Annotated in this window: 21 protein-coding genes; 9 read left to right on the top strand and 12 right to left on the bottom strand. The window is 50.3% G+C overall.

The features are described 5' to 3' along the window. The first annotated feature begins 132 nt into the window (after nucleotides 1–132). The 3 genes from LCH85_00105 (at nucleotide 133) to LCH85_00095 (ending at nucleotide 3,820) form a co-directional block, all read left to right on the top strand. Nucleotides 133–1,479 carry a DUF3344 domain-containing protein gene (locus tag LCH85_00105; protein ID MCA0350369.1) on the top strand — a complete coding sequence of 449 codons (1,347 nt, stop codon included), beginning with the start codon at nucleotides 133–135 and terminating at the stop codon, nucleotides 1,477–1,479. A gap of 259 nt (nucleotides 1,480–1,738) precedes the next feature. Next, complete coding sequence (locus tag LCH85_00100; GenBank protein MCA0350368.1) at nucleotides 1,739–2,320, top strand: dihydrofolate reductase family protein; 582 nt, start codon at nucleotides 1,739–1,741, stop codon at nucleotides 2,318–2,320. Between the two features lie 48 nt (nucleotides 2,321–2,368). Further along, entirely contained in the window at nucleotides 2,369–3,820 is a 1,452-nt protein-coding gene (locus tag LCH85_00095; protein MCA0350367.1) for a DHA2 family efflux MFS transporter permease subunit, read from the top strand. 81 nt (nucleotides 3,821–3,901) lie between these two features. Here LCH85_00095 and LCH85_00090 read toward each other — a convergent pair whose 3' ends face one another. Further along, the gene (locus LCH85_00090) at nucleotides 3,902–7,717 is read right to left on the bottom strand and encodes a tetratricopeptide repeat protein (protein ID MCA0350366.1); all 3,816 of its coding nucleotides are present in this window, start codon (nucleotides 7,715–7,717) and stop codon (nucleotides 3,902–3,904) included. 122 nt (nucleotides 7,718–7,839) lie between these two features. Then, entirely contained in the window at nucleotides 7,840–8,499 is a 660-nt protein-coding gene (locus LCH85_00085; protein MCA0350365.1) for an SOS response-associated peptidase, read from the bottom strand. A gap of 196 nt (nucleotides 8,500–8,695) precedes the next feature. Between LCH85_00085 and LCH85_00080 the strand changes: the two genes are divergently transcribed. Both LCH85_00080 and LCH85_00075 read left to right on the top strand, forming a co-directional pair. Beyond that, entirely contained in the window at nucleotides 8,696–9,421 is a 726-nt protein-coding gene (locus tag LCH85_00080) for a glycosyltransferase family 2 protein (GenBank protein ID MCA0350364.1), read from the top strand. Between the two features lie 149 nt (nucleotides 9,422–9,570). Beyond that, nucleotides 9,571–10,062: a DinB family protein gene (locus tag LCH85_00075; protein MCA0350363.1), complete on the top strand. Its 492-nt coding sequence runs from the start codon at nucleotides 9,571–9,573 to the stop codon at nucleotides 10,060–10,062. Between the two features lie 44 nt (nucleotides 10,063–10,106). Here LCH85_00075 and LCH85_00070 read toward each other — a convergent pair whose 3' ends face one another. The 7 genes from LCH85_00070 to LCH85_00040 all read right to left on the bottom strand — a co-directional run bounded on the left by LCH85_00070 (nucleotide 10,107) and on the right by LCH85_00040 (nucleotide 17,095). Beyond that, complete coding sequence (locus LCH85_00070) at nucleotides 10,107–11,300, bottom strand: MFS transporter (GenBank protein ID MCA0350362.1); 1,194 nt, start codon at nucleotides 11,298–11,300, stop codon at nucleotides 10,107–10,109. Between the two features lie 16 nt (nucleotides 11,301–11,316). Beyond that, a complete protein-coding gene (locus tag LCH85_00065; protein ID MCA0350361.1) occupies nucleotides 11,317–11,547 on the bottom strand; it encodes a hypothetical protein in 231 nt (76 codons plus the stop codon). Continuing rightward, nucleotides 11,544–12,089 carry a Rieske (2Fe-2S) protein gene (locus LCH85_00060; GenBank protein MCA0350360.1) on the bottom strand — a complete coding sequence of 182 codons (546 nt, stop codon included), beginning with the start codon at nucleotides 12,087–12,089 and terminating at the stop codon, nucleotides 11,544–11,546. The genes LCH85_00065 and LCH85_00060 overlap by 4 nt, the downstream gene beginning before the upstream one ends. A 50-nt stretch (nucleotides 12,090–12,139) precedes the next feature. Then, nucleotides 12,140–12,760, bottom strand: a complete 621-nt coding sequence (locus LCH85_00055) for a 4Fe-4S binding protein (protein MCA0350359.1) — start codon at nucleotides 12,758–12,760, stop codon at nucleotides 12,140–12,142. A gap of 9 nt (nucleotides 12,761–12,769) precedes the next feature. After that, nucleotides 12,770–15,016, bottom strand: a complete 2,247-nt coding sequence (locus tag LCH85_00050) for a molybdopterin oxidoreductase family protein (GenBank protein MCA0350358.1) — start codon at nucleotides 15,014–15,016, stop codon at nucleotides 12,770–12,772. Nucleotides 15,017–15,036: 20 nt separating this feature from the next. After that, nucleotides 15,037–16,191 carry an MFS transporter gene (locus LCH85_00045; protein ID MCA0350357.1) on the bottom strand — a complete coding sequence of 385 codons (1,155 nt, stop codon included), beginning with the start codon at nucleotides 16,189–16,191 and terminating at the stop codon, nucleotides 15,037–15,039. 127 nt (nucleotides 16,192–16,318) lie between these two features. Then, on the bottom strand, nucleotides 16,319–17,095 hold the full coding sequence (locus LCH85_00040) for a DUF2249 domain-containing protein (GenBank protein ID MCA0350356.1): 777 nt from the start codon (nucleotides 17,093–17,095) through the stop codon (nucleotides 16,319–16,321). 166 nt (nucleotides 17,096–17,261) lie between these two features. On the opposite strand from LCH85_00040, the gene LCH85_00035 reads away from it, so the two are divergent. Further along, nucleotides 17,262–18,545, top strand: a complete 1,284-nt coding sequence (locus LCH85_00035) for a hypothetical protein (protein ID MCA0350355.1) — start codon at nucleotides 17,262–17,264, stop codon at nucleotides 18,543–18,545. Nucleotides 18,546–18,609: 64 nt separating this feature from the next. Here the strand turns inward: LCH85_00035 and LCH85_00030 are convergent, their stop codons facing one another. Next, nucleotides 18,610–19,944 (bottom strand): cytochrome P450, encoded by a 1,335-nt coding sequence (locus LCH85_00030; GenBank protein ID MCA0350354.1) that lies wholly within the window; start codon nucleotides 19,942–19,944, stop codon nucleotides 18,610–18,612. Nucleotides 19,945–20,137: 193 nt separating this feature from the next. Here LCH85_00030 and LCH85_00025 point away from each other — a divergent pair, with 193 nt between their 5' ends. Then, complete coding sequence (locus LCH85_00025; GenBank protein MCA0350353.1) at nucleotides 20,138–21,121, top strand: Gfo/Idh/MocA family oxidoreductase; 984 nt, start codon at nucleotides 20,138–20,140, stop codon at nucleotides 21,119–21,121. Between the two features lie 90 nt (nucleotides 21,122–21,211). On the opposite strand, the gene LCH85_00020 is transcribed toward LCH85_00025, so the two are convergent. Together LCH85_00020 and LCH85_00015 are read right to left on the bottom strand one after the other, a co-directional pair. Continuing rightward, nucleotides 21,212–22,141, bottom strand: coding sequence for a hypothetical protein (locus LCH85_00020; protein ID MCA0350352.1), 930 nt, complete (start codon nucleotides 22,139–22,141; stop codon nucleotides 21,212–21,214). Between the two features lie 778 nt (nucleotides 22,142–22,919). Next, nucleotides 22,920–24,176, bottom strand: coding sequence for a GAF domain-containing sensor histidine kinase (locus tag LCH85_00015; protein MCA0350351.1), 1,257 nt, complete (start codon nucleotides 24,174–24,176; stop codon nucleotides 22,920–22,922). 309 nt (nucleotides 24,177–24,485) lie between these two features. On the opposite strand from LCH85_00015, the gene fabF reads away from it, so the two are divergent. Together fabF and LCH85_00005 are read left to right on the top strand one after the other, a co-directional pair. Continuing rightward, nucleotides 24,486–25,754, top strand: coding sequence for a beta-ketoacyl-ACP synthase II (fabF, locus tag LCH85_00010; protein MCA0350350.1), 1,269 nt, complete (start codon nucleotides 24,486–24,488; stop codon nucleotides 25,752–25,754). Nucleotides 25,755–25,835: 81 nt separating this feature from the next. Next, nucleotides 25,836–26,210 carry a hypothetical protein gene (locus LCH85_00005; protein ID MCA0350349.1) on the top strand — a complete coding sequence of 125 codons (375 nt, stop codon included), beginning with the start codon at nucleotides 25,836–25,838 and terminating at the stop codon, nucleotides 26,208–26,210. Nucleotides 26,211–26,670: the final 460 nt, after the last annotated feature.

The raw sequence follows: 26,670 nt of genomic DNA, 5'->3' as shown, positions 1-26,670 counted from the left end.
CCCACCATAGACAAGGATTTAGGTGAACGTGCTTGGCATAAATTTCACCTGAGCTATGGTAATTAATCACCGTTTGAGCCATAATAAGCGATACTAGCTATCCAGATATTGGGTCTATTAGGAGTTTCGTTGATGCAAGCAACTCAATATTCATCAAATCGATTAATTCGGCTCATTGGCGGCTTGTTGCTACTTAGTACGTTTGGGCTAACGAGTAGTTTACTCAAGCCTTCGGCGGCCATGGAAGGAGTGCCAGCAATTGAACCACGGCTCAATCTGACCCAACGAGGCGGGGTCATCACGATTGGCAATACGCTAAGCCACGATTGTGCGGCGGGCGTTCCCGCCCCAGTCGTGGGCGTAGTCGGGGCATGTGGCACAAATACGAGCGATTCAGGCGTTGACATTTATTGGCGGGCCGATTCGCCTGCTGTCAGCCAAGCCGAAGCGAATACCAGCCTCAATAATGCCCAGGCTCGCAGTAGTGCAATGCTCAATATTCCAGTCGGGGCCAGCGTAACCCATGCTTACTTCTATTGGGGAGCACGTTGGGGTGGCGTAACACCAACTGGTGCTACGCTTGAATTTAATCGGGGTAATAGCCAGAACGTCACACCAATCAGTACAGTTATCAATCCAAATTCATTTTATCAAGCGGTCGCAGATGTTACCAGCTATGTTCAAACGCATGGCTCAGGAGCCTATCGTGCCAGTGGGATTCTCGCCAATCCGTTTATTAACACCAATGATACCAACGCTTTTGCCGCTTGGTGGCTAGTAGTAATTTACAGCGATACCAACCAACCTAATCGAACGATCATTCTCCACGATGGGCTGGATCAAGTATTACTTGGCGGCTCAATTACCAATACATTGAGTGGATTCAATATTCCCAGCAGCAGCACAACCAACCTTACAATTGTTGGCTACGAGGGCGATAATGCAAGCGCAGGTGACCAATTGCTGTTTAATGGCAATAGCGTTAGCAATGCGCAAAACCCTGCCGATAATGTTATGAATAGCACTCGCTCCTATTTAGGTAATTCAGTTTCAACCACAGGCGATTTGCCACAACTAACCGGAGCAGCCAACAGTATGGGTGGGTTTGACCTTGATACCTTCGATGTTTCAGCATGGACTAGCCCAGGCCAAACCACAGCCAGCATAACTACTGGCTCCACTAGCGATATGTATTTTGTTGGGGGAGTTATTTTAGCGATCACTTCGTTGGTTGCTGATACCCCAACCCCCAGCATTACGCCCAGCAATACCCCCACCAATACTGCAACCAGCACCCCAACCAACACACCGACCAATACCCCGACCAACACACCGACCAATACCCCGACCAACACACCGACCAATACCCCGACCGCAACCAGTAGCCCAACTAATACGCCAACCAGCACCACGACCAATACTCCCACGCCAAGCCTATGGCGAGCCTTCTTACCAATCGCAATTCGTTCAGCTGAATAAGTATATTGGAGCTAAAAGCCAACAGCCGAGGTTTTGCCTCGGCTGTTGTGGTTAACATCCAACTGCGCTGACACAAATATTCAGCGACGCGCTATTCTATCGCTCCATGCCCAATTGAGCATAAATTCAGATCAATTGAGCTAATATCGACCCCGAGACTGATGGCTTGCGAGTTGCTTGATGGTAGCATGCAAGTCTGCATCGTGCGGCAGATAATGCTACTTATCCAGCAGATGAATAGCCTAAGGAGCGTAACTATATGCGTCAGTTAATTTATTTCATCGCCTGCACGGCTGATGGGTTTATTGCTCGTGAGGATGGCAGCTTCGATTTCTTCCCCATGCAGGGTGGGCATATGCAATATCTACAACAAGAGTATCCAGAAACTATGCCTACGCATTTGCATGCGCTGCTAGGAATTACGGCTGAGCCACGCCATTTTGATACCGTCGTGATGGGTCGGTACACCTATGCAGTTGGCTTGAGCGAAGGTGTTACCAGTCCGTATGCCCATTTGCGGCAATATGTGGTGTCGCAATCAATCAGCACCAGCCCAAGCCCAGAGGTAACCTTAGTTGCCAATGACCCAGTTGGCTTGGTACGCAGACTCAAACAAGAGCTAGGGCAGAATATCTGGTTGTGTGGCGGCGGTTCATTAGCTAGTGCCTTAATCGGCGAGATTGATCAACTGATTCTGAAAGTCAATCCCGTCATCCTTGGTCAAGGGATTCGGCTTTTTGATCAGCTTAATGCTCCAGTTCAGCTCGAATTGCTTGAGCAGCAAACCTTTGATGGCGGCGTTGCGCTGCATCGCTATGCCGTAGCTCATCACCATGATTAAATTCAGCTCATCCGCTAAGCTTTATGGCGGGTTATCAAAAGGAATTCTATGCGCGTAGAGACAACCCATGCCAGCGCCGTTGCAACCAGCACCCGCGAAAAAGGCATTATTTTAACCTTATTGATTGCGACCTTTGTCGTGATTCTGAACGAAACGATTATGGGTGTGGCTTTACCCCGCTTGAAGGACGAATTCCAAGTCGAAGCAAGCACCGTGCAATGGCTGACCACAGCCTATCTGTTAGTTATGGCGGTCTTGATTCCAACAACCGGCTTTCTGATTCAACGGTTTAGCACACGAACGCTGTTTCTTACGGCCATGGGTTTATTTACCATGGGAACCGTGGCAGCAGCAGCGGCTCCTGGGTTTGAGGTGCTCTTGGTTGGTCGGGTATTCCAAGCAGCGGGCACAGCGCTAATGCTGCCATTGCTCATGACGGTTATTTTGGTGCTGGTGCCGATGGAGCGGCGCGGAGCCATGATGAGCACGGCCAGTATGGTGATTTCGGTCGCTCCAGCGATTGGCCCAGCTCTATCAGGATTAATCATTCAAGCGCTTTCGTGGCGCTTTATGTTTATTTTCGTGATTCCGATTGCCCTAGCGGTGCTGGCATATGGCTACCTGCGGTTGGTGAATGTGGGCAAACTTCAAGCAGCCAGCCTTGATCGTACCTCGATTCTGCTGGCTGCAATTGGCTTCGGCGGGCTAGTCTACGGATTTAGTCGGGCTGGCGAGCCTGGCAGTAGCCTAACTGAGCCAATTGTTTTGGCGGCGATCGGAATGGGCTTAGTTGGGATCGCATTGTTTGCCTGGCGACAAACCCGACTTTCCAGTCCATTGCTTGACCTGCGCGTCTTTCGCTTTCCCATGTTCAGCTTGAGCGTCGTATTAATGATGGTGGTGATGGTAACGTTATTTGCCTCAGCGATTCTATTGCCCTTCTATTTCCAGCAAATTCGCCAGTTTAATACCCTACAAACCGGGCTTTTTTTGCTACCTGGTGGGGCATTGATGGGATTTAGTGGACTATTCGTGGGTCGGATCTTTGATCGCTCAGGGCCACGAATGCTGGTTATGGGAGGAATGGTGCTGGTTGTAGTAGCACTTTGGCAATGGACTTTCTTGAATGCCACGACCTCTGTGATCTGGCTGCTGAGTCTTCATGTGATTTTCAGTTTAGGCCTTGCCTGTTTGTTCACGCCCATTCTCACAACTGGACTTAATCAATTACCCCAAGCGCTGCACTCGCATGGCACAGCGATCTCCAACACGCTTCAGCAAGTTGCTGGAGCAATAGGAACAGCATTATTAATTACGATTATGAGTGCTGGTCAAGCTCAGCCTGCACAAACCGTCGCGCCTAATCCTTTAGCTGATTTGACCGTTGGCATCCAAAACGCCTTTGTGGTGGCAGCTGGAATAGCCGTAGTTGGTTTGGTGCTAGCGCTTTTTCTGCGCCGCACCGGCGAACCAACCGGAGAGCCAACATTTATTCATTAACGGCACTGAATAGGCATGTTGGAGCTAAAAATCAACAGCCGAGGCAAAAACCTCGGCTGTTGTGGTTAACATCTGCTTGCGCTAGCTCAAATATTGGGCTACCCGTTGTTGCAGCGCATCCATGCCCAATTGGCCATAGATTGTATACGCTTGCTGCCAAGCCGCTTGGGCTTTGGTTGTTTGTTGTTGACGCTGCCAATGCTCGGCCAAGGCCAGCTGAATCGCAGCAACCTCAGCTTGCGAACCACTAGCCTCGGCCATGCTCAAGGCCTGTTCAAAGCAGCTCAGTGGGGTAGTTGGCAAGCTTGGTGGCAAGAGGATTGGTGCATTCAATTGGCTCAAGGCACTGCCCAAAACCCGCAGTGCAGCGCATAATTCGAGGGTTTGTTGGCGTTCGCGAGCAGCATGATGCGCTTGGATAATATGGCGAATTGCCTCATCAGGATAGCCCAAGCCAATCGCAGCCTCAGCCCGAAAACGATAGGTTTCCGCGATCCCATACCACGTGGTCGAACGCGCAAGTTCAAAAGCCTCGTTCAAGGTGGCAATCGCGGTTTCATACGTGCCAAGCCCCACCAATGCCCCCCCCAAATTGCTCAAAAACATGATTAACCGTTCAGGATTGCGCAACTCGCGGCCAATGACCAAGGCTTGTTGATACAGCTCGACGGCATGCTGAAAATCGCCGCGATGGCGGGCAGCCTCACCCATCACATTCAGCATACGGCCTTCATCTTCGCGCTGGCCGAGTTGGCGGTGCAATCCGAGGCCTTCAGCAAATAGCTGCTCGGCAAGCGCAAATTGGCCTTGTAAGACATTCATATAGCCATGGGTTTTCAGTGCCAAGGCCAAACTATGGGCATCATTGGCTTCACGGGCGATCGCCACCGCCGCTTGACTGGTTTGCCAAGCCTGCTGCAGTTGGCCTTGATAGCTGGCAATCCAACTCATGCGCATCAAAATTTTGCAATGGGTACGCTGATCCCGCGCTTGTTGGGCATATTCCAAAGCTGGTTGAATGCTTTGTAATGCATCGTTATGCAAACCTTGACTGCTTTGAACATCGGCAATTTCACACCACACGCGGGCCAAAGCTGAAAGTTGCTGTTGCTGTTGGGCTTGGTTCAACAAACGCCGATAAATTGCATCGGCCTCGTGCCAACGCCCAGTATGTTTGTAGATTTCGCCCATCGCGAAGAAAATATCAAGCGTTTCATGGGCTTCAAGCAAGGGCAAACAGCGTTCGTAATAGCTCAAAGCCACATCAGTAGCATATCGCGCCGCCGCCGCATCGCCAGCCTTGCGAAAATAGTTGCGCCGTTTATCAAGATTATTGCTCATGCCATAGTGGTGCGCCAACAAATCGGCAGCGCCTTCCACGCCATAGGTTTCAACCAAATAATCGCCAACCTGCTCGTGGAGCGCAGCACGAGTTGCTAAGGGCAAGCTTTGGTAGGCAACTTCTTGGGTGACCACATGTTTAAACAGGTATTCAAGCTCAGGCTCATCACGATCAAGCGGCGTAAGATCCATACGACTCAGGGTGTTGAGTTGCTGTTTTACTTGCTCGGCACTGCCCAGTTGCGGGTATGCGCCCCACAGCCAATTAGCTTTGAATAGACGACCAATTACGCTGGCAACTTTGAGTGTATGCTTGGTTGCTTCTTCAAGCTGGTCAATTCGGCTGATGATCAAGCGGTGTAAGCTATCAGGCAAATCCAGTTGGGCCACGGCCTTGGGGTCGCTCAAATCGGGCTGGCGTTCAACCACCAAATTAATCAATTCTTCAATATAAAATGGGTTGCCTTGGGCCCGATCGGTCAATTTGCTAACCAACTGCTCGGATGGTGCTTGGCGATTGCCGAGCAGTTGTTTGATTTTGAGCCGCACCAATTCGGCAGTTTCTTCGAGCGTAAATTCTTGTAATTCGATTTCGTGCCAATGTTCAAGCTGGCGTAACTCGTGCCACATCGTTTGATCACGCTCGGCGGAAGGTCGATAGGCCAGCACAATCAGCACAGGCACATCGCGAATCGCCTTAGTAATCCGCGCCAGCAAATCATTCGAGAGCGAATCGATCCAATGGCAATCTTCGAGCACCAGCAACAATGGCGTTTCGTTGGCACGATAACGCAAACAATCCACCAGCAGCGATTCAAGTAGCATCTTGCGCGACTTAATATCCAGCAATTTGGTCAAGGATTGATCGGGAATTGGCAGGCGTAGTGCACTGGCCAGCAGCGGCATCCAATCTAATAAATCTTGATCGATCAGGGCTAATTGCGCCCGCAACTGCAACATTTGCAAATCGAGCGGCCACTCAGGATCAACATTGAAAAACGAGCGCCACAAGTTATGCCAGAGCAAATAGCTAATGGTTGTGCCATACGAAAGGCACTCGCCGCTATACACCGCCACCCGTTGCGCCCGCGCAATCCGGCGAATTTCGGCCACCAGCCGCGATTTGCCCATGCCAGCTTCGCCCGTAATCCCCAAAACTTGGCCATGGCCCTGCTTGATGCTACTAAGTAATTCGCCGACAGATTGTAACTCTTGGCTGCGCCCGACCATTGGCAAAGCATAAATTGGCTCTTGGCCACGAATCGCGGTCTGGCGCAAATCGGTTAATTCGTGTAATTCGACCAATTCACTACGACCTTTGACCCGAACGGCTGGCAATGGCGCAGTTAAAAAGGTTGAACTAAGGGTTTCTTGGGTGGCTTCAGTCAGCAAAATTTGGCCTTGGCTGGCTTGCTGCATCAACCGCGCCGCCAAATTGACCGTATCGCCAATCACGGTATATTCTTGACGACGCTCCGAGCCAATCAAGCCACAAAAGACAAATCCAGTGTTGATGCCGATGCGAGCCTCAAATTCAGGCAAAGCGCGAAGCTCTAAAGCACAATGCGCCGCCCGATCACTATCATTTTCGTGGGCAACTGGTGCACCAAACAGCACCAAAAAACTACTACCTTTATCGCCAATTTCAACTTTATTCAGATAGCCATCGTAGCGCTCGACGATCCGTAGCACCTCGCGAAAGTAATGGTTGAGCCGTTCGGCGGCAAATGGATCGCGATCATAATCGGGGGCATCGAAATTAACAAACAACAGCGTAACCGAACGGCGCTCGTTGATAAACGCGGTACGACCTTCACGCACTTGTTGGGCAATTGTTGGGTGCAAGTAGGCATCGAATTGGGCAGGTGGATGCGGGGTGATTGGTTCAGGCCAGCGAATTGGCTGCGCCCGCACACTTTGCTCAAGCCCAAGCACCTTGGCAAAACGCTGATCGAGCGTCTCACGCTTGAACTGCTCGCAATCCAACGAGGCATAATCAATAATCACATCGCCAGAACGAGCCTGATTTTCGGCCTCGGCAGAGCGTAACAATGCCGAACCACCAACCACCGCAACACAGCGCTTCGTCGGATCGCCGACCGTGGTATAGAGCACATGGCCTGCGGCAATGCCAATTTTGAGGGTCAAACGCCATTTGGTTGCTTGAATTTCGATTGCGCCCAATTGCTCCATCAGGCTTTGCATTTCGAGGGCACAACGGACGGCGCGGGCGGCGACGCGTTGGGTGCGTTGTGGTTGATTAATCGGAAATAACGCGGTAATTGCATCGCCGCCAAATGTGCTAATCATGCCGCCAAAGCGCTCGATCACATCAATTAATGGGGCAAAACAGCGATTTAATAGGCGGGTTAGGGTTTCAGTTCCATGCGAATCGTGTTGGCCAAGCGCCTCACTGAGCGGCGTAAAGCCTGCGATATCGGCGAAAAGCACCACGGCTTGGCCATGTTTCGTTGTTTGAGTTGCAGAAGAGGCCCGTTGATCAAGCAATCGTGGGACAAGATACGGCGGCACATAAGCAAACCAGCGTGCTTGCATGGAGCAACTCCTAGGCCCGTGAAATCATCGCGCGAATTACGCTTGCTCCTAGTATAGCCCGTACCATAGTCCTACGCAAATGCTTAGGCCAGTATTTTAGCGCCAATCAGCCTTCAATCCACTTAAATTGCAGATCTCGCAATTAAGCTTGAGTCATCGTTGCTTGGTGAATTTAGGCGGGTCGAAACTGGATAAACCTGCATTTTTTCACCAGCAAACGGCGTTAACAACGGCAGCAGATCAGCCACATCAGCAGCAGGATTGAGCCACTCACGCTCGGTTTCCGGCTCAAGGATCACTGGCATACGATTATGCACCGCTGCCGCCATGGGATTGGCCGAGGTCGTAATAACCGTAAATGTGGCTAAGGGAGTTGTGCCAGCATTCCATTCTTCCCACAAACCCGCCATGGCAAATGGCTGAGTATCTTCGAGCACAAAGCGCATTGGTTGCTTGCCATTGGGAGTTGCCTGCCATTCATAGTAGCCATCGGCCAACACCAAACAGCGACGTTTCCGCAGTGGCTCACGAAAACTGGGTTTTTCTAGGAGTGTTTCGGCTCGAGCATTAATCATTTTATGGCCAATATTTGGATCTTTGGCCCAATGGGGCACTAAACCCCAACGTAACCATTGCACGCTTTGCGGATCACGATTGAGAATGACTGGTAAATTCTGGCTTGGCGCTGCATTATAGTGAGCTTGCCAATCGCCTGCCACTTGAACCCCAAAACGTAAAGCAATTTGCTGCCCATTGGCAGTGATCGAATAGCGTCCACACATCGCTTTAACTCCTTTGTAATCACCCAAAAGCTACTATCAGTTACCCTAAACTTAAGTATACCTTTAAAAACCTTAAAAGCAAACACATTTGTTCGCTTTTATCGCAATAAAAGGCTTTATGCTACAATAGTTGCTTGCAAGCCCATGCGTGGAGGGCTGCACTTAACCCTATCTGCGAACAATGGGAGTTCTCAACGTGAAAAGCATCACGGTGGCCTTACCCGCCTATAACGAAGCTGAAAATATTCCGGCCATGGTTGAGGAAGTGGTCAATACCCTCGAAAGCCTTGGTCGCGCCTATGAAGTTATTGTCGTCAACGATGGGAGCCGCGATAATACTGCGGCGGTTGTGCGTGACCTAGAAGCTCGCTATCCGCATGTTCGTTTGGTCGATCATGCGGTGAACCAAGGCTATGGCGCTGCGGTTTGGACAGGTCTGACTAGCGCAAAAACCGATTTGGTCTTTTTTACCGATGCTGATCGCCAATTTGACCTTGGCGAGTTGCCAAAATTGCTGGCCAAAATTGATCAAGCCGATTTGGTGGTTGGCTATCGCTCACCACGCCGCGACCCGCTGATGCGGCGATTGAATGGCTGGGGCTGGAGCCGCTTGGTTACCTTGTTGTTTGGCTATACCGCTCGTGATATTGATTGCGCCTTCAAATTGATGCAACGCCATGTGGTCGATACGCTCAAAACTGAAGTTCAATCACGCGGGGCCACGTTTAGCGCCGAATTTTTGGTTCGCGCCAAACGGGCTGGCTTTCGCTTTGAAGAAGTTGCGATCAATGGTCATCGCCCACGGGTAGCCGGCAATCCGACCGGAGCCAAACTGAGCGTCATTCTGCGAGCCTTCCGGGAATTAATTGCTGTGCGCAGCGAATTAGCACGCCAAGAGCAAACCAAGGCCAAACATATTTAACTTGTCAGTTTGATTGCAAAATCAACACCGCCTACAGGAATTGAGGGCGGTGTTGCTATTTTAGCAGCTTGATAGGCCAAATTCCTCATCTCCAATAAAACAAATGTGCTATCATAAGAAAAGATTGTGGTTTAATCTAGGAGGTTGGAATGAATGTCGTCGCATTTCGTCATTTTTACAATTATCACTTTGCTCAAAATCGCCAGCTTTTAGATGATTATGTCGCGCAATTATCTGCTGAGCAATTTGTGCAAGCTGTCGATTATTCGCTTGGCTCGGTGCGTAACCAACTGGTGCACATAATCAGCGTTGATCAAGCATGGTTTAGCGGCTTACGTGGTGTAGAATTCCTAGAAATGCTCGATCCCAATCAGTTCCCTGATCTGGCAACGCTGCGGGCTTATTGGGCGAACATCGAGGCTACGATGCGCGAATATCTGGCCAATTTGCAGGATGCCGATTTGCAAACCAAGCCGCTTGATGGCGAGGATGAAAATTTAATTGTTTGGCAGGTATTACTGCAAGTGGTGAATCATGGCACCGACCATCGTGCTCAAATCTTGCGCTTGTGCCACGATTTTGGCATAAAAACCAGTTCACAAGATTATATTTTTTATGTCTATGAGCATCCCGAAGCTTAAAAAAACAGCGACCCACTCCGTTTTTGAGTGGGTCGCCAACATCATTAAGCCAATTGAGGAGTTGGGCGGCGAGGGCGATTATTGTAGTAGAGCACAAACCAGCAAACAAGCGTAAACATCGCCAAAGCCACAAAACCATAGCTAAACGAGCCAGTTTGTTGGCGAATGTAGCCCAGCAGCAAAGGCGGGAAGAAGCCGCCTAAACCACCAGCCGCACCCACCAAGCCGGTCACAATCCCCACCGATTGCGGGAAATATTCGGGCACGAGTTTGAACACCGCCCCATTGCCTAAACCAATTGCCGCTGCCATGCCCAAGGCTCCAATCGTAAATGGCATAACATTGCTGAAAGCCATCAAGCCTGCCATACAGGTGGTGATTGGAAAAACCCATTTCAAAATCGTCGTACCGCCAATTTTATCGGCCAACACGCCGCCAAATGGCCGTGCGGCGGTGGCAACCAACACAAAGCCAGCAGTTCGCAAGCCAGCATCGGTTTTGCTGATACGAAATAAATCGGTCAGCAAGGTTGGCAGATAAACCGTCATCGCCACAAACCCACCAAAGGTCAAAAAGTAGTAGAGGCTCAAAATCCAGCTTTTGGGGCTGCTCATCGGCTGTAAAATTTGGCTCAAGCTTTTGGCTGGCCCTTGGCGCGGTGCATTGCGGGCAAAGAGCATAAAGCAAATTAGCCAAACCACGGTCAAAGCCGAAAAAACCCAAAAGCCCCATTGATAGCCTAAATTGGCGGCTAGCACTGGTGCGCCAAACGCGGCCAACGATTGCCCAGCATTGCCAGCACCATACACGCCTAGGGCAAAGCCTTGACGTTGCGGCGGATACCAGCCACTCACAAAGCCGACCCCAACCGAAAAGCTAGCTAAAGCCAAGCCACAACCAAACGCCGCAATCAAGAGTTGGTTGTACGTTTCGACCCAGCCCATACCGAGTGATGGAATAATCGAGCCAGCCATCACCGCGCTAAACACCACCCGCCCACCATAGCGGTCAGTCAGCATCCCCAAGGGAATCCGGCCCAAACTACCGAGCAGCACGGGCAAGGCTAGCGCAACGCTTACCTGAACTGGAGTAAGATTCAAATCAGTTTTAATAGTTGGCATCATGGCCGAAACCGAGCCGAAAATCGCAAAACAGATGGCAAATGCGCCAGTTGCGAGGATTAATTGGCCCAAATTGCCACGGGCTTGGCCGCCATTGGCCGTTGCTTGAGCAGTCATTGCAAGGCTCCTAAAATCAGTTGGCAGTTCGATCAAGCTTGTAGAGAAATCTCAGCAAGCCAAGGTTGAGCAATAAACAGATGCAGCTAAAGATTAAGGCTGGCAGTGGCACACCGCTATCGCCACCAAGATACGAGTTCATGGTAGCGGTCAACAACCAAAGCTGCACAATATCGATGATTAGCACGATACTTAAAATGCCATGGACGATGGTCATTTTTTGATGACGTGGAAAGCGTTGTTTCATATGCTGCGTAACTCCACCGAGGTTGCAAACACCTCATCGCCTTGCACCTCAACATGAATGCGTGGCAATGGGCGTTGCGGTGGCCCCGCTAATGGTCGGCCTTCATCCAAGCTGAAGTAGCCTTGGTGGCATGGGCAGACGATTTTATTTTCGGCGACGTTGGGAATCACTGCACATGAAAGATGGGTGCATTTTTGGCTATAGGCAACCAAGGTATGCTCATCAGGTCGCACCAAAATGCATGGCTCATGCTCGTTGGGGTAACGAAATAGCAGCGTTCCACCAACCGGAATATCAGCTAAATTGGCGATTTTTTGGGCTGGCGGCGCGGCGGCTTGGTTGCGCTGCCAATTTTTAAACAAAATCCAAAATTGGCCAGCACTAAACGCCGAGCTAATCAACACCAAAAATTTAGCAAATTCACGCCGTGAAACATAGTTATCTTGAGCCACATCGATTGGAAAATCTTGCCGCCATTGTGGTTGTTGGCACAATGGCAGGCCATCGGGGGACAACGAAAGTTCATCGTGATCGTGGGTCATAATTCAGCAAGTCCTTTCTGATAGAGCTTCAACGAGAACAAGCGACGGCGTTAATCCTCATGCATCATCAAGAAAATATCTTGGCCGCTGGTGTGATCATGCATGGCCGAAAGCACGTCGATGTGTTCTGGTTGGGCGGTTCGGGGCACCATCATATGGACTTTTGTGCTGATAACTTGCTGACCAAATTGAAATTGATTCACAGGCATCGAGCGGGGACGTTGGGCTTCAATTTGCTCGCGCGTCCCGTAGTATAAAGCACCACTTGGGCAGACCGAGGCACACATCGGCGCTTTGCCTATCGAAGTTCGGTCATAACACATATCGCATTTCATCATCAGTTCGGCTTCGCTATTCATCTTGGGCACACCAAACGGGCAGGCCAGCACACAGTTATTACAGGCAATACAGCGGGGTTTGCGGGCGGTTTGCACTACCCCATCAGGCGTTTTCTTAATCGCATCCGCCGGACAAACCTCGGCACAGGTTGGCGAATTGCAGTGCATACACACCACTGGCGCAGTTTGAGTCGAATACTGGCGATTCACAAATTCAAGGTGAATCATTGCGCGGCCTTTGTGGGTATCGCACTCGCTACAGGCTTGCACACACGATTGGCAGCCAATACAGCGGCTGGGATCGATAAAAAATTCATATTGGGCTTCAGGCATGGCAGGCTCCTATTGCTGTGGCTCAAGTTGGCTGGCATAAGCAGGCGCTTGGGTCGCTTTGGCAATCCGCACCGCACAAACCTTATACTCAGGAATTTTCGAGATTGGGTCTTGGGCGGCGATTGTTAAGCGATTGATGCTCTTTTGGCCAGCCCAGTGATAGGGCACAAAGATCGTATCGGGGCGAATTGTGCGAACCAACTGTGCCCGCAGGGTAATTTCGCCGCGCCGCGTTTGAGCCGTCACCCAATCACCTTCTTGGATGTTGTGGCGCATGGCCAGTTGTGGGTGAATTTCAATCCGTGGCTCTGCATATTGATCAACCAAGGGACCGATCCGGCGGGTTTGCGTGCCCGAAAGGAAGTGGCTAATCACCCGTCCGGTCGTCAACATTAAAGGATATTCGGCATCAACATCTTCGGCGGGCGGGGTGTAGGGCGAAACATTAAAGCGGGCTTTACCATCGGGGAAGTAGAACGGCCCAGCACCTCTGGCAACTGGATTCCACGAATTTGGCTCGAATAAGCGCGGCGTACCGGGATGATCATCGCTGGGACATGGCCAGAAAACCCCGCCTTGGGCTTCGATTTTCTCGTAGCTAATGCCTGAATAATCGGCAACGCCACCTTTGGAAGCTCGGCGCAATTCATCGAAAATCTCGCGTGGCTCGTTAAATGTAAAGCCCTTGCTGCGCCCCAAAGCCTTAGCAATATCCTGAATAATTCGCCAATCTTGGCGAGCAGCCCCAGGCGACTGAATTGCCTGATTGATTTTGATCACCCGACCTTCGGCTTGGGTCACCGTGCCTTCATCTTCCTCTTGCAGCGAGCCAGGCAAGACAATATCGGCATGGCGGGCACTATCATTCAAGAAAAAATCAATCGAGCTATAAAATTCCAGTTTGTCGAGCATCGCGCTGACATATTCGCTATCGGGCAGCGAAACCTTGGGATTGAAGCACAAACTGAGCAAGCCTTTGATCTCGCCAGTTTCGATTTTGCGAAAAATTTCGTAGGCATCAACCCCAGGTTGCGGCATATCTTCGACTGGCATATCCCAAATATTGGCGATATGTTGGCGATGTTCGGGGTTAGCCAAATCGCGCCAGCCTGGCAATTGGTCGCATTTTTGGCCATGCTCGCGGCCACCTTGGCCATTGGCTTGCCCCGTAATCGTCGCATAGCCACAATTTGGTCGCCCGATGCGGCCCGAAGCGAGCACCAAACTGATTGCACCCATAACATTTTGCACGCCATGGGTATGGTGTTCAATGCCACGGGCATGGGTCATAAACGAAGTTTTGGCCGTGCCCCAAATTTCGGCGGCTTGTTGAATGCCTTTTTCGGCAATACCCGTAACTTCGGCAGTGCGCTTAGGTGTCCAAGCGGCAACATGCTCGGCTACGGCCTCAAAGCCAACTGTATGATTGTTGATAAAGTCATGATCCAGCCAATCGTTTTTGATCATCAGGTGCAAAATGCCGTTGAACAGGGCAATATCGCGGCCTGGCTTAATTGGCAAATACAAGTCGCAAGTACGGGCAATTGGTGTGATGCGCGGGTCAACCACGATAATTTTGGCTCCGTTTTCGCGTGCTCGCCACACATAGCTGGTAGTAATTGGCGCACATTCGGACACATTCGCCCCGCTAATCCAGACCACATCGGTATGTAGCATGTCGTCCCAGGCATTGGCGGCGCGGTCGATGCCAAACGATTTTTTGTTGGCAGCGCCAGCACTAACCATGCATAAGCGTCCGTTGTAATCGATATAAGGTGTTTTGAGGCACATACGGGCAAATTTGCCCATGAGATAGGTTTTTTCGGTGGTCAAACTAGCGCCTGAGAGAATGCCAAAGGCGCTGTTGCCATATTTTTCTTGGATGCGGGCAATCTCGCCAGCAACCCGCTGAATTGCCGCAGCATACTCAATTGGCCGAAAACCGCCGCTACTAGCAGGATCACGCTCCAAGGCAGTCAGCAAGCGGTCGGGATGCGCTCCTTGTAAGTAGCGTTTCACGCCTTTGGGGCAGAGCATGCCTTGGTTAAATGGAAAGTCGTACCACGGCTCAAAGCCAATCACGGTGTTATCTTTGACTTTGAGTTGAATACCGCATTGCTGACCACAAAAGCAACAATGGGTTTTGACCAAGCGATCTGGCTCCACTCCAGCTTCAAGCCGTTGACCTTGGGCATGAGCGAGGTGCGGGCCAAATGCTGCAATAATATCGAGTTCAGAACGGGGTAGCTGTGCCATAATTGAAACTCCTCATAAACCTAAAAATGCAGATTGGCCTGATCCTCATGGCCAAGTGGGCCTTCGCTGATCACGGCGTTGCCAAAACGCGGCGCGGTCGGCTGCTCGCTGATGCTCGAAAACATTTGATCGCCAAAATTGCCTTGCCACTGTTTAGTTTGGGCTAAAACCAACATTGCCCGCCGACAGGGTGGGCAAATCCATTGATAATGTTCGATTTCGCCCTCAACCTCGTAGCGAAAACCCAATTGCTTTTGCACGGTAATCAAATCTTCGATGTGCATGCGCGAGGAATAGGCCTCGCCACAACGGCGGCAATGCGCTTGCTCGCTGACAGCGCCTGCATCTTTGTAGAAGGTTGCCCCAAGTTGGGCGGGCCGTTGGAAAATGTGAAAAAACTTACCAAACGGCATATACAGCAAGGTAAAAATCACCGTGATCGCGTGCAGAATTGCGATAAAATCGAAGGCATAGCCACGCATCCACGTGTAGCTAGCAGTCAGCATCACGCCGGTCACGCTAATGGCAAACAGCAAAATCAGCGGCAAAATATCTTCAACAAATTGCTGAACTGAGGCCGCGCCATGGTCGCGCATGCGTCGCCACATCGCCAGCATCACCCCAAAAATCACCGCAAACGACGACCAAACCAAGCCATGAAACATTAAGAAGGCAAACATCGAATGCACAGGGAAATCGAAGAGCGCAAAGCCAAAAATATAAGCCCGATATGACTCTAACGAGCCTGGTACGCTCTCGAAGTGCAGCCAACCAAACACCAAGGGAAAAGTAATCGCGAGGGCAATAATACAGCCCCACATAATGAACCAGTGGGCCAGCCAGCGCAATTTGCCACGCTTCCAAATAAAGCGATTGGCGGCAAAATCGCTGGTTGTGCGGGTAAATAAATTGCGGGTGTTGGTTAATAAGCGCTGAGGTTTAAAAAACATTTGCCAGCCGCGTTTCCAATACATGGCGGTTGGCGGGCGTTGCAGCCACATCGTATAGCGGTAGGTAATGCCGAAGGTGGCAAAAAGCGTGGCAAAGGTATAGGCGACGAGGGCTGCATCAAAATGCGCCAGATCACGCGAACCAACCGCAATCATGATCGCAAGACTAAAAGTGGTAATGCAACCCCAAATAATCGCTTTCCGAACGGGGCGAGGTTTGACCATCGGGTGCTCCTTGAACCTATAACGACACTGTTGTTTTCACTTGGCACATGGAGGGGAATAGCAAATAGGCTATTCGCTAGCAACTCACAACAATGGAATCAGCTAAATAGCTTTGGTTGAAAACTCCTTACCCAGCAGTGATCAGGGTCAGATAGCTTTGTTGAATCTGGCCTAACGACTCAAACGTGTAGCCTTCGTCGCTCAGCGTTTCGTGCAATATCACCGGGATTCGGTCGGTAACGCCGATTAAATAGCTCATGGGCGGCAACTTTTTGAGCGTTGTAATCGTGCGCACCATCGGTTCGGGTGGTTTGAGGCCGCGATTATCCAAAACCACACATGGCTTGGCGGAGTTGGGCTGGTCGCTTGGCTGAGTTTCAGTGCTGGCAAGTCGTCCGATCAACACCAACCAATCGTCGCTGGTATGTTGGTGCGCCCAAGCTTGGTAGCCGCGCCGAGCGAGCCACTGATACAACGGCACTGGCTCGAAGCTGCTGCGTAAAAGCAACAGTTGATCATCGGCAAGCGCTAGCGTGGCGGGAGTAATCAGCGCCAAGGGATTTTGGGCAGTTGCTTGGGCTTCACGTACATCGAGTAAATAGCTGATATGGCTAAATTGCAGCCAAGCTGGTGGAATCGTTGGATCAAGCTGTGGGCTGGAAGGCTCAGCCAGCGGCGTAACCGCAACGGGTTCGCCATTAGCCTGATTCAGTGCTTGCACTAAACTGGCTGGCTCAATTTGAGCAATTTGGGCGGCCTGTTCAAGCGTAACCATGCGGGCAAATACCCGCCGCAACAGCGGATTGCGCAGCCGTTGAAAGGCCTGATGTTGAGCCACAAAAACCTCAAGCAAATTGGGATAACGCTTGAGAATGTCAGCGACCGTCATAGTAGCGGTAATCATGGATACCTCGTTGCGCTAATAGCTCACTATGCTGAGTCTAGCGCCAGCAGGTCGATTGAGCAGCGACTTTTCTCACAACCAAGCTATGTGAGAAAAGTCACGCCATCGCTAGCCGAAATTTGCTAGGCTGAAGCATCGGTTAATTGCTTGCTGAAACGAGGATGCGATGCATGTGCCCAGCCAAACCTATAATCACGCTCGCAATGTGTTGATTCTGCTGCTAATTGCCCAAGGATTTTTGCTGGCTTGGGCCAGTTTGCAAGGGCTGATTGCGCCGCAGTTGATTGGCTTCCCCTATAGCCCCAACATCTTAAGTTTGACCCACTTGATCACACTTGGCTGGGCTAGCTTAATTTGTTTGGCGGCCTTATATCAACTCTTGCCAGTGCTGTTACAGCAACCGTTGGCTTGGCGCAGCATGGTCGATTGGAGCTTTGGCGCGTTTGTGGTTGGCAGCGGCCTGTTTAGTTGGGCATTTAGTCAAGCGGCAGCTCATTGGCTGATTAGCGGGGCTGGATTGATGAGTCTTGGCTTGTTGGGCATTTTGGCGAGCTATGGCCGCACCTTATGGGTTGCGCAACAGTGGGATGTGACGACGATTGGAATCAGTTTAGGATTAACGACCTTAACAATTCAACTCCTAATTGGTATCGCCTTGGTCATCAATCGCTCAATCCTCGTTTGGCCGAGTTTGGTGGCCTATGGTCCGTTGGGGCATGCCACGTTGGGCGTTTTGGGTTGGTTTAGCACGCTCACCTTGGCGCTTAGTTATCGTTTGTTGCCAATGTTTACTTTAGCTCACGGCTATCTTTGCCGTTGGCGCTGGGTCGCGATGCTTGGAATGAACCTTGCGGCCTATGCGACTGGTTTAGCCCTGTGGCATCAAGCTTCACAATCAATTATGTTGAGTTGCACAGGTTTAATTGTGCTCAGTATCGGTGCATGGTTGGCTGATGTACGAACTATCCTCAAGCATCGGATTCGCCGCCACGTTGAAAGCCCAATCAAAGTGTTTATTACGGCGGGAGCTTGGCTATTAATTTGTAGTAGCTGGGCGGTTGCAGCCAGTCTAGGTTGGTTGCCAAGCAGTGGCGTTAAGCAATTTCAGGTGTTATTTATGGCAGCCATGCAAGGCTGGATTGGCCTTGCAATCATGACCATGCTGCACAAAATTATTCCATTTTTGATTTGGATAGCCCGTGCCAATAATCCCAAACAACCTGTTCCAAGCACTGCCCGCGAGCTATTTTGGCCGCAATTGAGCAGCATCGCGATTGCAAGTTATGGCTTGGGCAGTGGCTTGGTGGTTGTTGCAGTGGTGATAAATAATGTTTGGCTTTTGCGCTTGGGCAGTGGGTTGATTGCTGCTAGCGCGATTGCCCTATTGCTCAACTGCTGGCATGGGCTACGCTTAGAACAAAGCACAAGGCAGATGGGGATGAGACTATAGGCGATCAGAGACTGGTCAAATATCAAACGCTAATAGCTGCAAGCCAGTGCGTATCCACGATCATTTAGCGGGCAACCGCGACCATCTTAATCCCATGGCGTGGCCGTAGGGTAATGACAGGTTGTAGAGCCACTGGATGCTCAGGCACAAGCTTTAAGCGCCAGCGCTGGCCAATCGTTGCCAGCAATAAAATGCCTTCCATCCAAGCAAATTGTTCGCCGATGCAAATTCGCGAGCCACCACCAAACGGAATATAGCTCCACTTGGGGCGTTGAGCAATTTGCTCAGCCGTCCAACGGTCAGGATTAAATTGATAAGCATTGGGGAACCAACGTTCATCATGATGCACCACAAACGGCGAAACGGTCAGGCCAATCCCAGCGGGAAAAACATACTCGCCAACCTGATATTCGGCCAAGGCTTCACGCCCCATAATCCACGCTGGGGGATACATACGAATCGATTCGGATAGAATCATGCGCGTATAGCTCAAGTTTTGAACATCATCCATGGTTGGAATGCGCCCTGCCAGCACCTCGTCGAGTTCGCGATACCAACGTTCAGCAACTGCCGGATGTTGGCTAAGCAAATACCATGTCCAACTCAAAGCATTCGCAGTAGTTTCATGGCCCGCCAAAAACAGCGTAATCGCCTCATCGCGCACTTGTTGATTGTCCATCCCTGTACCATCGCCCTCGGTATCTTGGGCCAACAGCAGCATCGAGAGCAAATCGCCGTGGTCGCGTTGATCGTGGCGGCGTTCTTCAATCACCCGAAACATCAATTGATCGAGATATTGAATGCTCGCTTGAACCCGCCGATTCGAGGCTAGTGGCAAGCGTTCGATCAACTCAGCAAAGGGCAAAATCATCACATTAAAGCGATTGAGCAAATGTTCAAGCGCCTCGCCAACCGCCTGGGCATCACGCTCAACATCGGCATCAAACAAGGTTTTAGCTACAATCCGCAAGGTCAAGCGCATCATCTCGGCATGCACATCAAAAACTTGGTTTGGTTGCCATTGTTCGCGCATTTCGGCAGCATAGATGGCCATCACCTCAGCATAGCCCGCGATCCGTTTGCGATGAAAAGCGGGCTGTACCAAACGGCGCTGGCGCATGTGTTGCTCGCCTTCGCTGGTCAACAAGCCATTGCCTAATAAACGTTTGGAGCGTTGCAAAACTATACTTTTGGCCAAAATCTTCTGATTTGTCACCAACATCGCATGAATATCATCAGGGTGATTTAACAAAATTAATTCGCGTGGCCCAAATTTCAACCGCACTACATCGCCATATTCACGCGCGGCTTGGGTTAAAAAAAGCAAAGGATTACGCCGAAATCGCATCAACAAATTGGGAAAACGCGGGGTTGGCCCAGGTGGTTGCTGTCGTAACATGTGGCTACTCCTTAGTACGAATAACCCCGATCATACGCCGAACGATCAGGCTTGTCGAGAGCAATTGATCAATGTTCACACCCTGATCACAAATAGACCACGATTATGATCAAGTATTAATCGCCTGTTTAAACGTCGTTGACCAATTACGTGGTAGCATGAGACCGGATTCATCGACTGTTGGAGAACATTCATGCAACAACTAAAATGGGGGCTACTCGGAACAGGCTGGATCGCTGAACAATTTGCCAACGCCTTAGCCGATTTGCCAAATGCCCAACGTTGGAGCGTGCTTTCGCGCAACCAAGCCTCGGCTGAAAGCTTTGCCCAAACCCATCAATTTGCCCATGCCTATAGCGATCAGGCAGCCTTTTTGGCCGACCCCGAATTGGATGTGGTGATTATTGGTTCGCCGCACCCACGCCATGCTGAACAAACCATCGCCTGTTTGAATGCTGGTAAACATGTGCTGTGCGAAAAACCAATGGGTATCAACAGCCAACAAGTTGAAGCGATGATCGCCGCAGCCCAAGCCAACCAACGCTTTTTGATGGAAGCCATGTGGATGTGGTTTCACCCCAGCACAATCAAGGCTAAACAATTGATCGAGGCTGGGGCAATTGGCAAGCCACACTTGTTCCATGCCGATTTCAGTGTGCACTTCCCGTTCGATCCAAGCCATCGCATGTATGATCCGGCGCTTGGTGGTGGGGCGTTGCTTGATATTGGAATTTACCCCTTGGCCTTGGCCTTGTATCTGTTTGGTGCGCCAACCAGCGTTTATGGTCAAGCTCAAATTGGGCAAACTGGAGTTGATGAACAAGAAAGCATCATTTTGGAATATGGCGATGATCGCCAAGCCAACTGTGTTGCCAGCGTGCGAGCGGCAGGGCCATGCGAAGCAACGATCACCGGCAGCAGCGGCTATATTCGCTTTCAACGCAATTTTTGGCACTCACAACAATTAGTCGTGCAAAGCAACGGCCAACCAAGCGAAACCCTCGATCTGCCATTCATCGGCAATGGCTATGTGACCGAAGTTGCCCATGTGGCCGAATGTATTCAAGCAGGCTTAATCGAAAGCCCAATTGTTACGTGGGCAGCCTCGCGCAGCCTGATCAATACCATGGATCAATTACGTCAAAGCTGGGGTGTAACCTACCCCGACGAGCTTTAGGATTGAGCAACAACAGCCGTGATCAAGCCTACACGTTACACTTGATCACGGCGATTGTTACCGATGAATGATGATTTGAGGGAAGTAAGGTCAAGATTCCATTGTACCCCGAGCCATCCCTGCGGCAATCAGCCACCTCATTGGGTGATGGGTTGCCAGCGCGACCGTATGTGCTCGCTGTTGCGCCTCAGCATACCACATCGCTGCCATCGGATAATCCAAGGCGAATTCGGCCACTAACGCACGATGATACGCTGCTTCCAGCCAGAGCCTTGGCCCATCAGGCTGCGTAAACAGGCTATCCTTGTGCATGTCCACGAATGCCACCAGCGTCATCGCTGCCTCGGCAGCATTCATAGCATCCGCTTGACGGAGCCAACATTGGATCATTAATTCCCATAGTTGCGCATAGGTAACGTGATCTGCCGCGCTTGCTCCATCCGTCCAAAGTGCTATTGCCACCTTTGCCTCCCACAGCGCTTCGGGCACATTGTCATAGGCGAGCCAGATAAGACTCCATAATCGTCGCAGTTCGATTGCTTGCCCAATCGTCCAGCTCTGTTGTAGGAGAACCTTATCGGACCATGCAAAAGCTTTTTGGAGATCATCAGTGCCAACCTGTGAAAGCATCGTTCGCACGGCGATCAACCAATCCTTGTTTTGAGAATGCATATCCATGGCGTGGATCAGCGCCAAGACCGCAATCACTTCGGCATTGACAATCGTTGCTTGCGTTATCGTGGTCAATACTCTATCAAGCTGTTGTTGCATCTGTTTGGTCGGATTAATTTGCTGCCAGCGCCGACCTTGTTCCGCATAGATCGTTAAACCATATGTTTGTGCTTCATCGATTCCAGCAGCTTGTACAATTGCATCCGGATGAACTAACCCATGCGATTGGATCGCCGCATACAGCATTACCCATTGATTCTGTATCTCGGTTAAAGCCGCATCAACCGCCAGTTCGAAGATTGACAGCCTGCTGATAGATAGCGGTTGCCACATTAGGCTGTATTCCATATGGATATCCTTGAATATAATCATGAATATGCCTATCTTTGACCACGGTAAATGTGAATACATCGATCACAAACCGTGCTCTTAAGACGGCTTTCAAGACCAGATGGGGCACTTTTGTTACAATTGCAGGTCACCAACCCTTCCACGGTTTTGGCCAACAGGCGTTCGACCCGGCATTGGTAATCTGGTCGAGAATTTTGTCCGCTACGTCAACGCTGGGGTGTAACCTACCTCGACGAGCTTTAGAATTGAGCAACAACAGCCGTGCTTAAGCGTAATGTGTAGGCTTGATCACGGCGATTGTTGCCGATGAATGATGATTTGAGGGAAGTATGGACGATCCAATTTTTCTGTTTATGCTGTTTCTTTTTGGGTTTGGGCTTGTTTTGATTATCACAATGAGCCTATCCTTTTTTAGAGCAACTGCATCGAAGGCTACAATTACAGCCATTCAAACCAACGGAAGATTGCTGTATAAGAAAAAATCAAGCTTGAAGCAAAATGGAACATGGGCAAGGGCCAAGTATTGCCGATCGAAATCTATAGCACTGGGATCATTATCTATCCATTATTTGTGCGGGCAATTCCGATTGATCGAGCTGAAATTCAACGGATAGTCTTGGAGCGTCCTTTTATTTTTCAAAGAATCAAACTTATCCATAGCTCGAAATTCACCCATAGTCCTTCGTACTTTAAATATAATCCTGAGCTATGGGATGTGCTGCAGCATTATGGTGATCCGTACGAACAAAGCCTAGCCCCAGCTAATACTTAAGCGCTACGAACGCCAAGGCTGATAATCGACCAAGGCTGGTTCAGGCCGAGCTAAAGGGAAAATTACCCAAAAACAGCTACCTTGACCTACGGTACTGGTCATGCCAACTTGGCCACCCAAGGCCAGCACCAGTGCCCGCACAATTGCTAAACCCAAGCCCCAGCCTTGGGCGATCGTACTAGCACGCGTGTGGCGTTCCCAAATCCGCACACTATCAGTGGGGCTGATGCCAGGCCCAGTATCTTCAATTTCAATGTTCAACATGTGTTTTTCGCTGGTATACGCACGAATCGTAATCGTGCCTGCTTCAGTGTAACGCACAGCATTGCTGACTAAATTGTGTACAATTTGCCAAACCCGATCACGATCGCTAATCAACGCTGGCAAATTTGGATCAAGCTCCAGATGAATGCGACAGGTCGAACGCAGCATTGTGCTAGCGACTGCCACAATCTCAGGAATTAATGTGCTTAGATCAATTGTATGGCGCACAAATGAGAGCGTTCCAGTCATCAATGCTGTACCATCGACCAAATCGCGCACAAGTCGCTGAATATGCAACACCGAGTTATAGGCCTGTGGCAACAACGAACCCAGTGCATGATCGGCTGGTAAGAGCGGATCACCCTGCAATAATTCTAAAGTTCCCTGCAAAAAATGCAACGGATTGCGAATATCGTGGGCGACGATTTGGTTAAGCTCAGCCACACTCAGATTCGTCAGCGCAACAGGTGGCTCATCTGTAGCGGGCGCACGCAGCAATGGCATCCAGCGGGCAATTTGGTGGGCCAAAAGTTTAAGCGCTGCTACATGAATCGGTGTAAAACAATGCGCTTGTGGATCAAAGGCACACAGAGTTGGAGTAAGCATGGCAGTTGATGCCGGAATTGGCACACCCAAATAAGCGCGAATGGGCGTTTCCAACCGCTCAAGCAAGCGTTGAACCCGTAAATCAATCTCAGCATCATCAACAACTAAGGGCTGTGAAGTCACATCAATATACTGACAAAAAGTATCTTCGCGAGCAAGGGTGCTGCCTGCTGCCAAATTGCCAGTCGTCGCTGGATAAATCGCCCGAATATATTGATGCGTTCGATTTAAGTCGCCAATCAAGGCCGTTGTTGTCCCAGTTACCTCGCATGCAACTGCCAGATAAGTTTGGATTGCGCGATCAACGTCATCAAATTGCATCGTGCTGAGGGTTGCCAAGCGCTCCAATATTTCCTGCTCGGCAGCACGATCATCATCATGCAAATTCATTGGTAACTCTCTTTCTAGCACCATTGCTCAAACCATAAATCTGCCTTCTATGCCTAGCGCATGGTAGTATACAACTTGAATGAGGGCGACAACAAGAGCCAATCTTTTGAGGCAAAAAACCACCAATTACATTTTGTTGATAGCAGAATCTATTCCATCCTATGATACAGATTGATTACCAATCCATCGCCATCTTGTAATCCCAAACTCGATACACGTTATTCGAACCCCAACCTACAGCCCGATAAAACTGCGGTATAGTGATGCTGCGGTTGCTGCAGATCGTAGCAGCCTAGTTAAGGAAGCACTATGCGTCGTGTTGTCATTACCGGAATGGGAATTGTTTCACCGTTGGGTTGTGGGGTTGAGGTCGTTTGGCAACGCTTGTTGGCTGGGCAATCGGGTATTGGTCAATTGCCAGAGCAAATTAGCGCAGGTTTAGCCAGCACAATCGGCGGAATGGTGCCAAGTTTGGCCGATGATCCGCAGGCTGGTTTTGAACCAAGTGCCGTTGCCAATAGCAAAGAGCTACGCAAAATGGATCGCTTTATCGTGCTTGGTTTGGCGGCGGCTGCCGAGGCACTTCAACAAGCTCAATGGCAACCACAAACTGCGGAAGCCCAAGAGCGCACTGCAACCTTAATCGCCTCGTGCGTTGGTGGATTTTCGACCATTACCCAAGCGGTACGCACTTTAGATAGCAAAGGCCCGCAACGGCTCTCACCGTTTACCGTACCAGCCTTTTTGATCAACTTGGCAGCAGGCCATATTTCAATTCGCTATGGTTTTCGAGGGCCAATCGCCGCTCCGGTCACCGCATGCGCCGCTAGTTTGCAAGCGATTGGCGATGGTGCCCGCTTAATTCATAGTGGCGAAGCCGATGTCGCGGTTTGTGGTGGTACTGAGGCAGCGCTTGATCCAGTCAGTCTAGGCGGGTTTGCTGCCGCCCGCGCCTTAGCTACCGAGTTCAACGATCGGCCAACTTTAGCCTCACGCCCATTCGATCAAGCCCGTGATGGCTTTGTGATGAGCGAGGGTGCGGGTGTTTTGATTTTGGAAGATTTAGACCATGCCTTAGCCCGAGGCGCAACGCCATTGGTTGAGGTCGTTGGCTATGGAACAACTGCTGATGCCTACCACATCACCTCTGGCCCCGAAGATGGATCGGGCGCGGCACGAGCAATGCGCTTAGCCTTGCGCCAAGCCCAAATCTCTGCTGAAGATATTCAACATCTCAATGCCCATGCCACCTCAACCCAAGTTGGCGATCGCGGCGAACTTGCGGCAATTAAACAAGTATTTGGCGAGAACTCTGGATTAGCCGTGAGCGCTACCAAATCTTCAACTGGCCACTTGCTAGGAGCAGCGGGAGCAGTTGAGGCAATTTTCACGGCCTTGGCCATTCGCGACCAAATTGCCCCAGCCACATTAAACTTAGAAGATCCTGATCCAGCGAGTGCGGGCATTGATTTGGTAGCCAAGCAACCACGCTCAATGCCAATTGAATATGCCTTATCGAATGGCTTTGGCTTTGGTGGAGTCAACGCTAGCGTAATTCTCAAACGCTGGCAAGGCTAAGTTAAAGTCAAAAATCAAAAGGCAGAAGGCAAAAATGAGAATAGAAGAGGGGAAGGGGTTATCAATCGCGAAGGATGAGGGATGAGTATTTATCTTTGGCATAATCAAATAAACCTCGACCCTTGTTTGAATTATAATTATCAAGCACAGATTACCGACTACTTTAATGGTTCAAATCTGCATAATCGTAAAATGTTACCCGCCTATGCCTTAGAATTTAGCCCAGCAACCTTTTTAGAACAGCTATTTGAGTTAGTACTGACTATAAACCATCAATTATTCCATTTTCAGCAATTTAAAATTTTTGAATATGGCGAAATTCCTTTGGAGTACCCACATGGGTTGATCGCTTATCAGCTAGTCGTGCAAGCCAAAGAGTTTCCTCGTGGCGAATGGATGCATATTTTCATTGATGCCTATTTCCAAATTTTTGGTATTCGAATTGCGATTGATTAACAAACCGAAATCATTAGTAAGATCAAGTTTCAACTCGGTGGTGCAGAATGATTAAACAATAAAAAATCCCACTGGATTGTTGTCCAGTGGGATTTCTATGGAGCGGTACGCATCCCCCTACGTTCCCACAGCGGGTGCTGCAGTAGCCTCGGTGTGTGTCGCGTTCACGGCCTGGTTCGGGATGGAGCAGCGTGGGGCACAACCACCTCGACACGTACCAATCTTGGTTGCCCTCACTCCAACCACCCATCCTCCGACGACTTCATCACTCGCATTCACGCGCATCATTCCCAGTTCTGCCTGCCCTCCGCCATCCGTTGCCCTCCCGCGTCCTGCCGACGCGCGGCAACCGATGATCGCTCGGCTGTCTGTTGTTGTCTGCTCTACCGTTCACACGGCCTCCACAGCAACCCAGTTCCCGTCTCGTCTCGACGGTGCCTCTCATACATTTCTGCACTCG

The sequence above is a fragment of the Chloroflexota bacterium genome (assembly GCA_020161265.1).
Taxonomy (GTDB): Bacteria; Chloroflexota; Chloroflexia; order Chloroflexales; family Herpetosiphonaceae; genus Herpetosiphon.
This window is presented reverse-complemented; position numbering and strand designations above follow the sequence as displayed.

What these genes read in the sequence shown, in the direction of transcription:
- LCH85_00040 (MCA0350356.1), bottom strand. Translation starts at nt 17,095, where the DNA reads ATGATTACCGCTACTATGACGGTCGCTGACATTCTCAAGCGTTATCCC.
- LCH85_00050 (MCA0350358.1), bottom strand. Translation starts at nt 15,016, where the DNA reads ATGGCACAGCTACCCCGTTCTGAACTCGATATTATTGCAGCATTTGGC.
- LCH85_00090 (MCA0350366.1), bottom strand. Translation starts at nt 7,717, where the DNA reads ATGCAAGCACGCTGGTTTGCTTATGTGCCGCCGTATCTTGTCCCACGA.
- LCH85_00095 (MCA0350367.1), top strand. Translation starts at nt 2,369, where the DNA reads ATGCGCGTAGAGACAACCCATGCCAGCGCCGTTGCAACCAGCACCCGC.
- LCH85_00020 (MCA0350352.1), bottom strand. Translation starts at nt 22,141, where the DNA reads ATGGAATACAGCCTAATGTGGCAACCGCTATCTATCAGCAGGCTGTCA.
- LCH85_00030 (MCA0350354.1), bottom strand. Translation starts at nt 19,944, where the DNA reads ATGTTACGACAGCAACCACCTGGGCCAACCCCGCGTTTTCCCAATTTG.
- LCH85_00025 (MCA0350353.1), top strand. Translation starts at nt 20,138, where the DNA reads ATGCAACAACTAAAATGGGGGCTACTCGGAACAGGCTGGATCGCTGAA.
- LCH85_00065 (MCA0350361.1), bottom strand. Translation starts at nt 11,547, where the DNA reads ATGAAACAACGCTTTCCACGTCATCAAAAAATGACCATCGTCCATGGC.
- LCH85_00070 (MCA0350362.1), bottom strand. Translation starts at nt 11,300, where the DNA reads ATGACTGCTCAAGCAACGGCCAATGGCGGCCAAGCCCGTGGCAATTTG.
- LCH85_00060 (MCA0350360.1), bottom strand. Translation starts at nt 12,089, where the DNA reads ATGACCCACGATCACGATGAACTTTCGTTGTCCCCCGATGGCCTGCCA.
- fabF (MCA0350350.1), top strand. Translation starts at nt 24,486, where the DNA reads ATGCGTCGTGTTGTCATTACCGGAATGGGAATTGTTTCACCGTTGGGT.
- LCH85_00045 (MCA0350357.1), bottom strand. Translation starts at nt 16,191, where the DNA reads ATGGTCAAACCTCGCCCCGTTCGGAAAGCGATTATTTGGGGTTGCATT.
- LCH85_00015 (MCA0350351.1), bottom strand. Translation starts at nt 24,176, where the DNA reads ATGAATTTGCATGATGATGATCGTGCTGCCGAGCAGGAAATATTGGAG.
- LCH85_00105 (MCA0350369.1), top strand. Translation starts at nt 133, where the DNA reads ATGCAAGCAACTCAATATTCATCAAATCGATTAATTCGGCTCATTGGC.
- LCH85_00005 (MCA0350349.1), top strand. Translation starts at nt 25,836, where the DNA reads ATGAGTATTTATCTTTGGCATAATCAAATAAACCTCGACCCTTGTTTG.
- LCH85_00035 (MCA0350355.1), top strand. Translation starts at nt 17,262, where the DNA reads ATGCATGTGCCCAGCCAAACCTATAATCACGCTCGCAATGTGTTGATT.
- LCH85_00075 (MCA0350363.1), top strand. Translation starts at nt 9,571, where the DNA reads ATGAATGTCGTCGCATTTCGTCATTTTTACAATTATCACTTTGCTCAA.
- LCH85_00100 (MCA0350368.1), top strand. Translation starts at nt 1,739, where the DNA reads ATGCGTCAGTTAATTTATTTCATCGCCTGCACGGCTGATGGGTTTATT.
- LCH85_00055 (MCA0350359.1), bottom strand. Translation starts at nt 12,760, where the DNA reads ATGCCTGAAGCCCAATATGAATTTTTTATCGATCCCAGCCGCTGTATT.
- LCH85_00085 (MCA0350365.1), bottom strand. Translation starts at nt 8,499, where the DNA reads ATGTGTGGACGCTATTCGATCACTGCCAATGGGCAGCAAATTGCTTTA.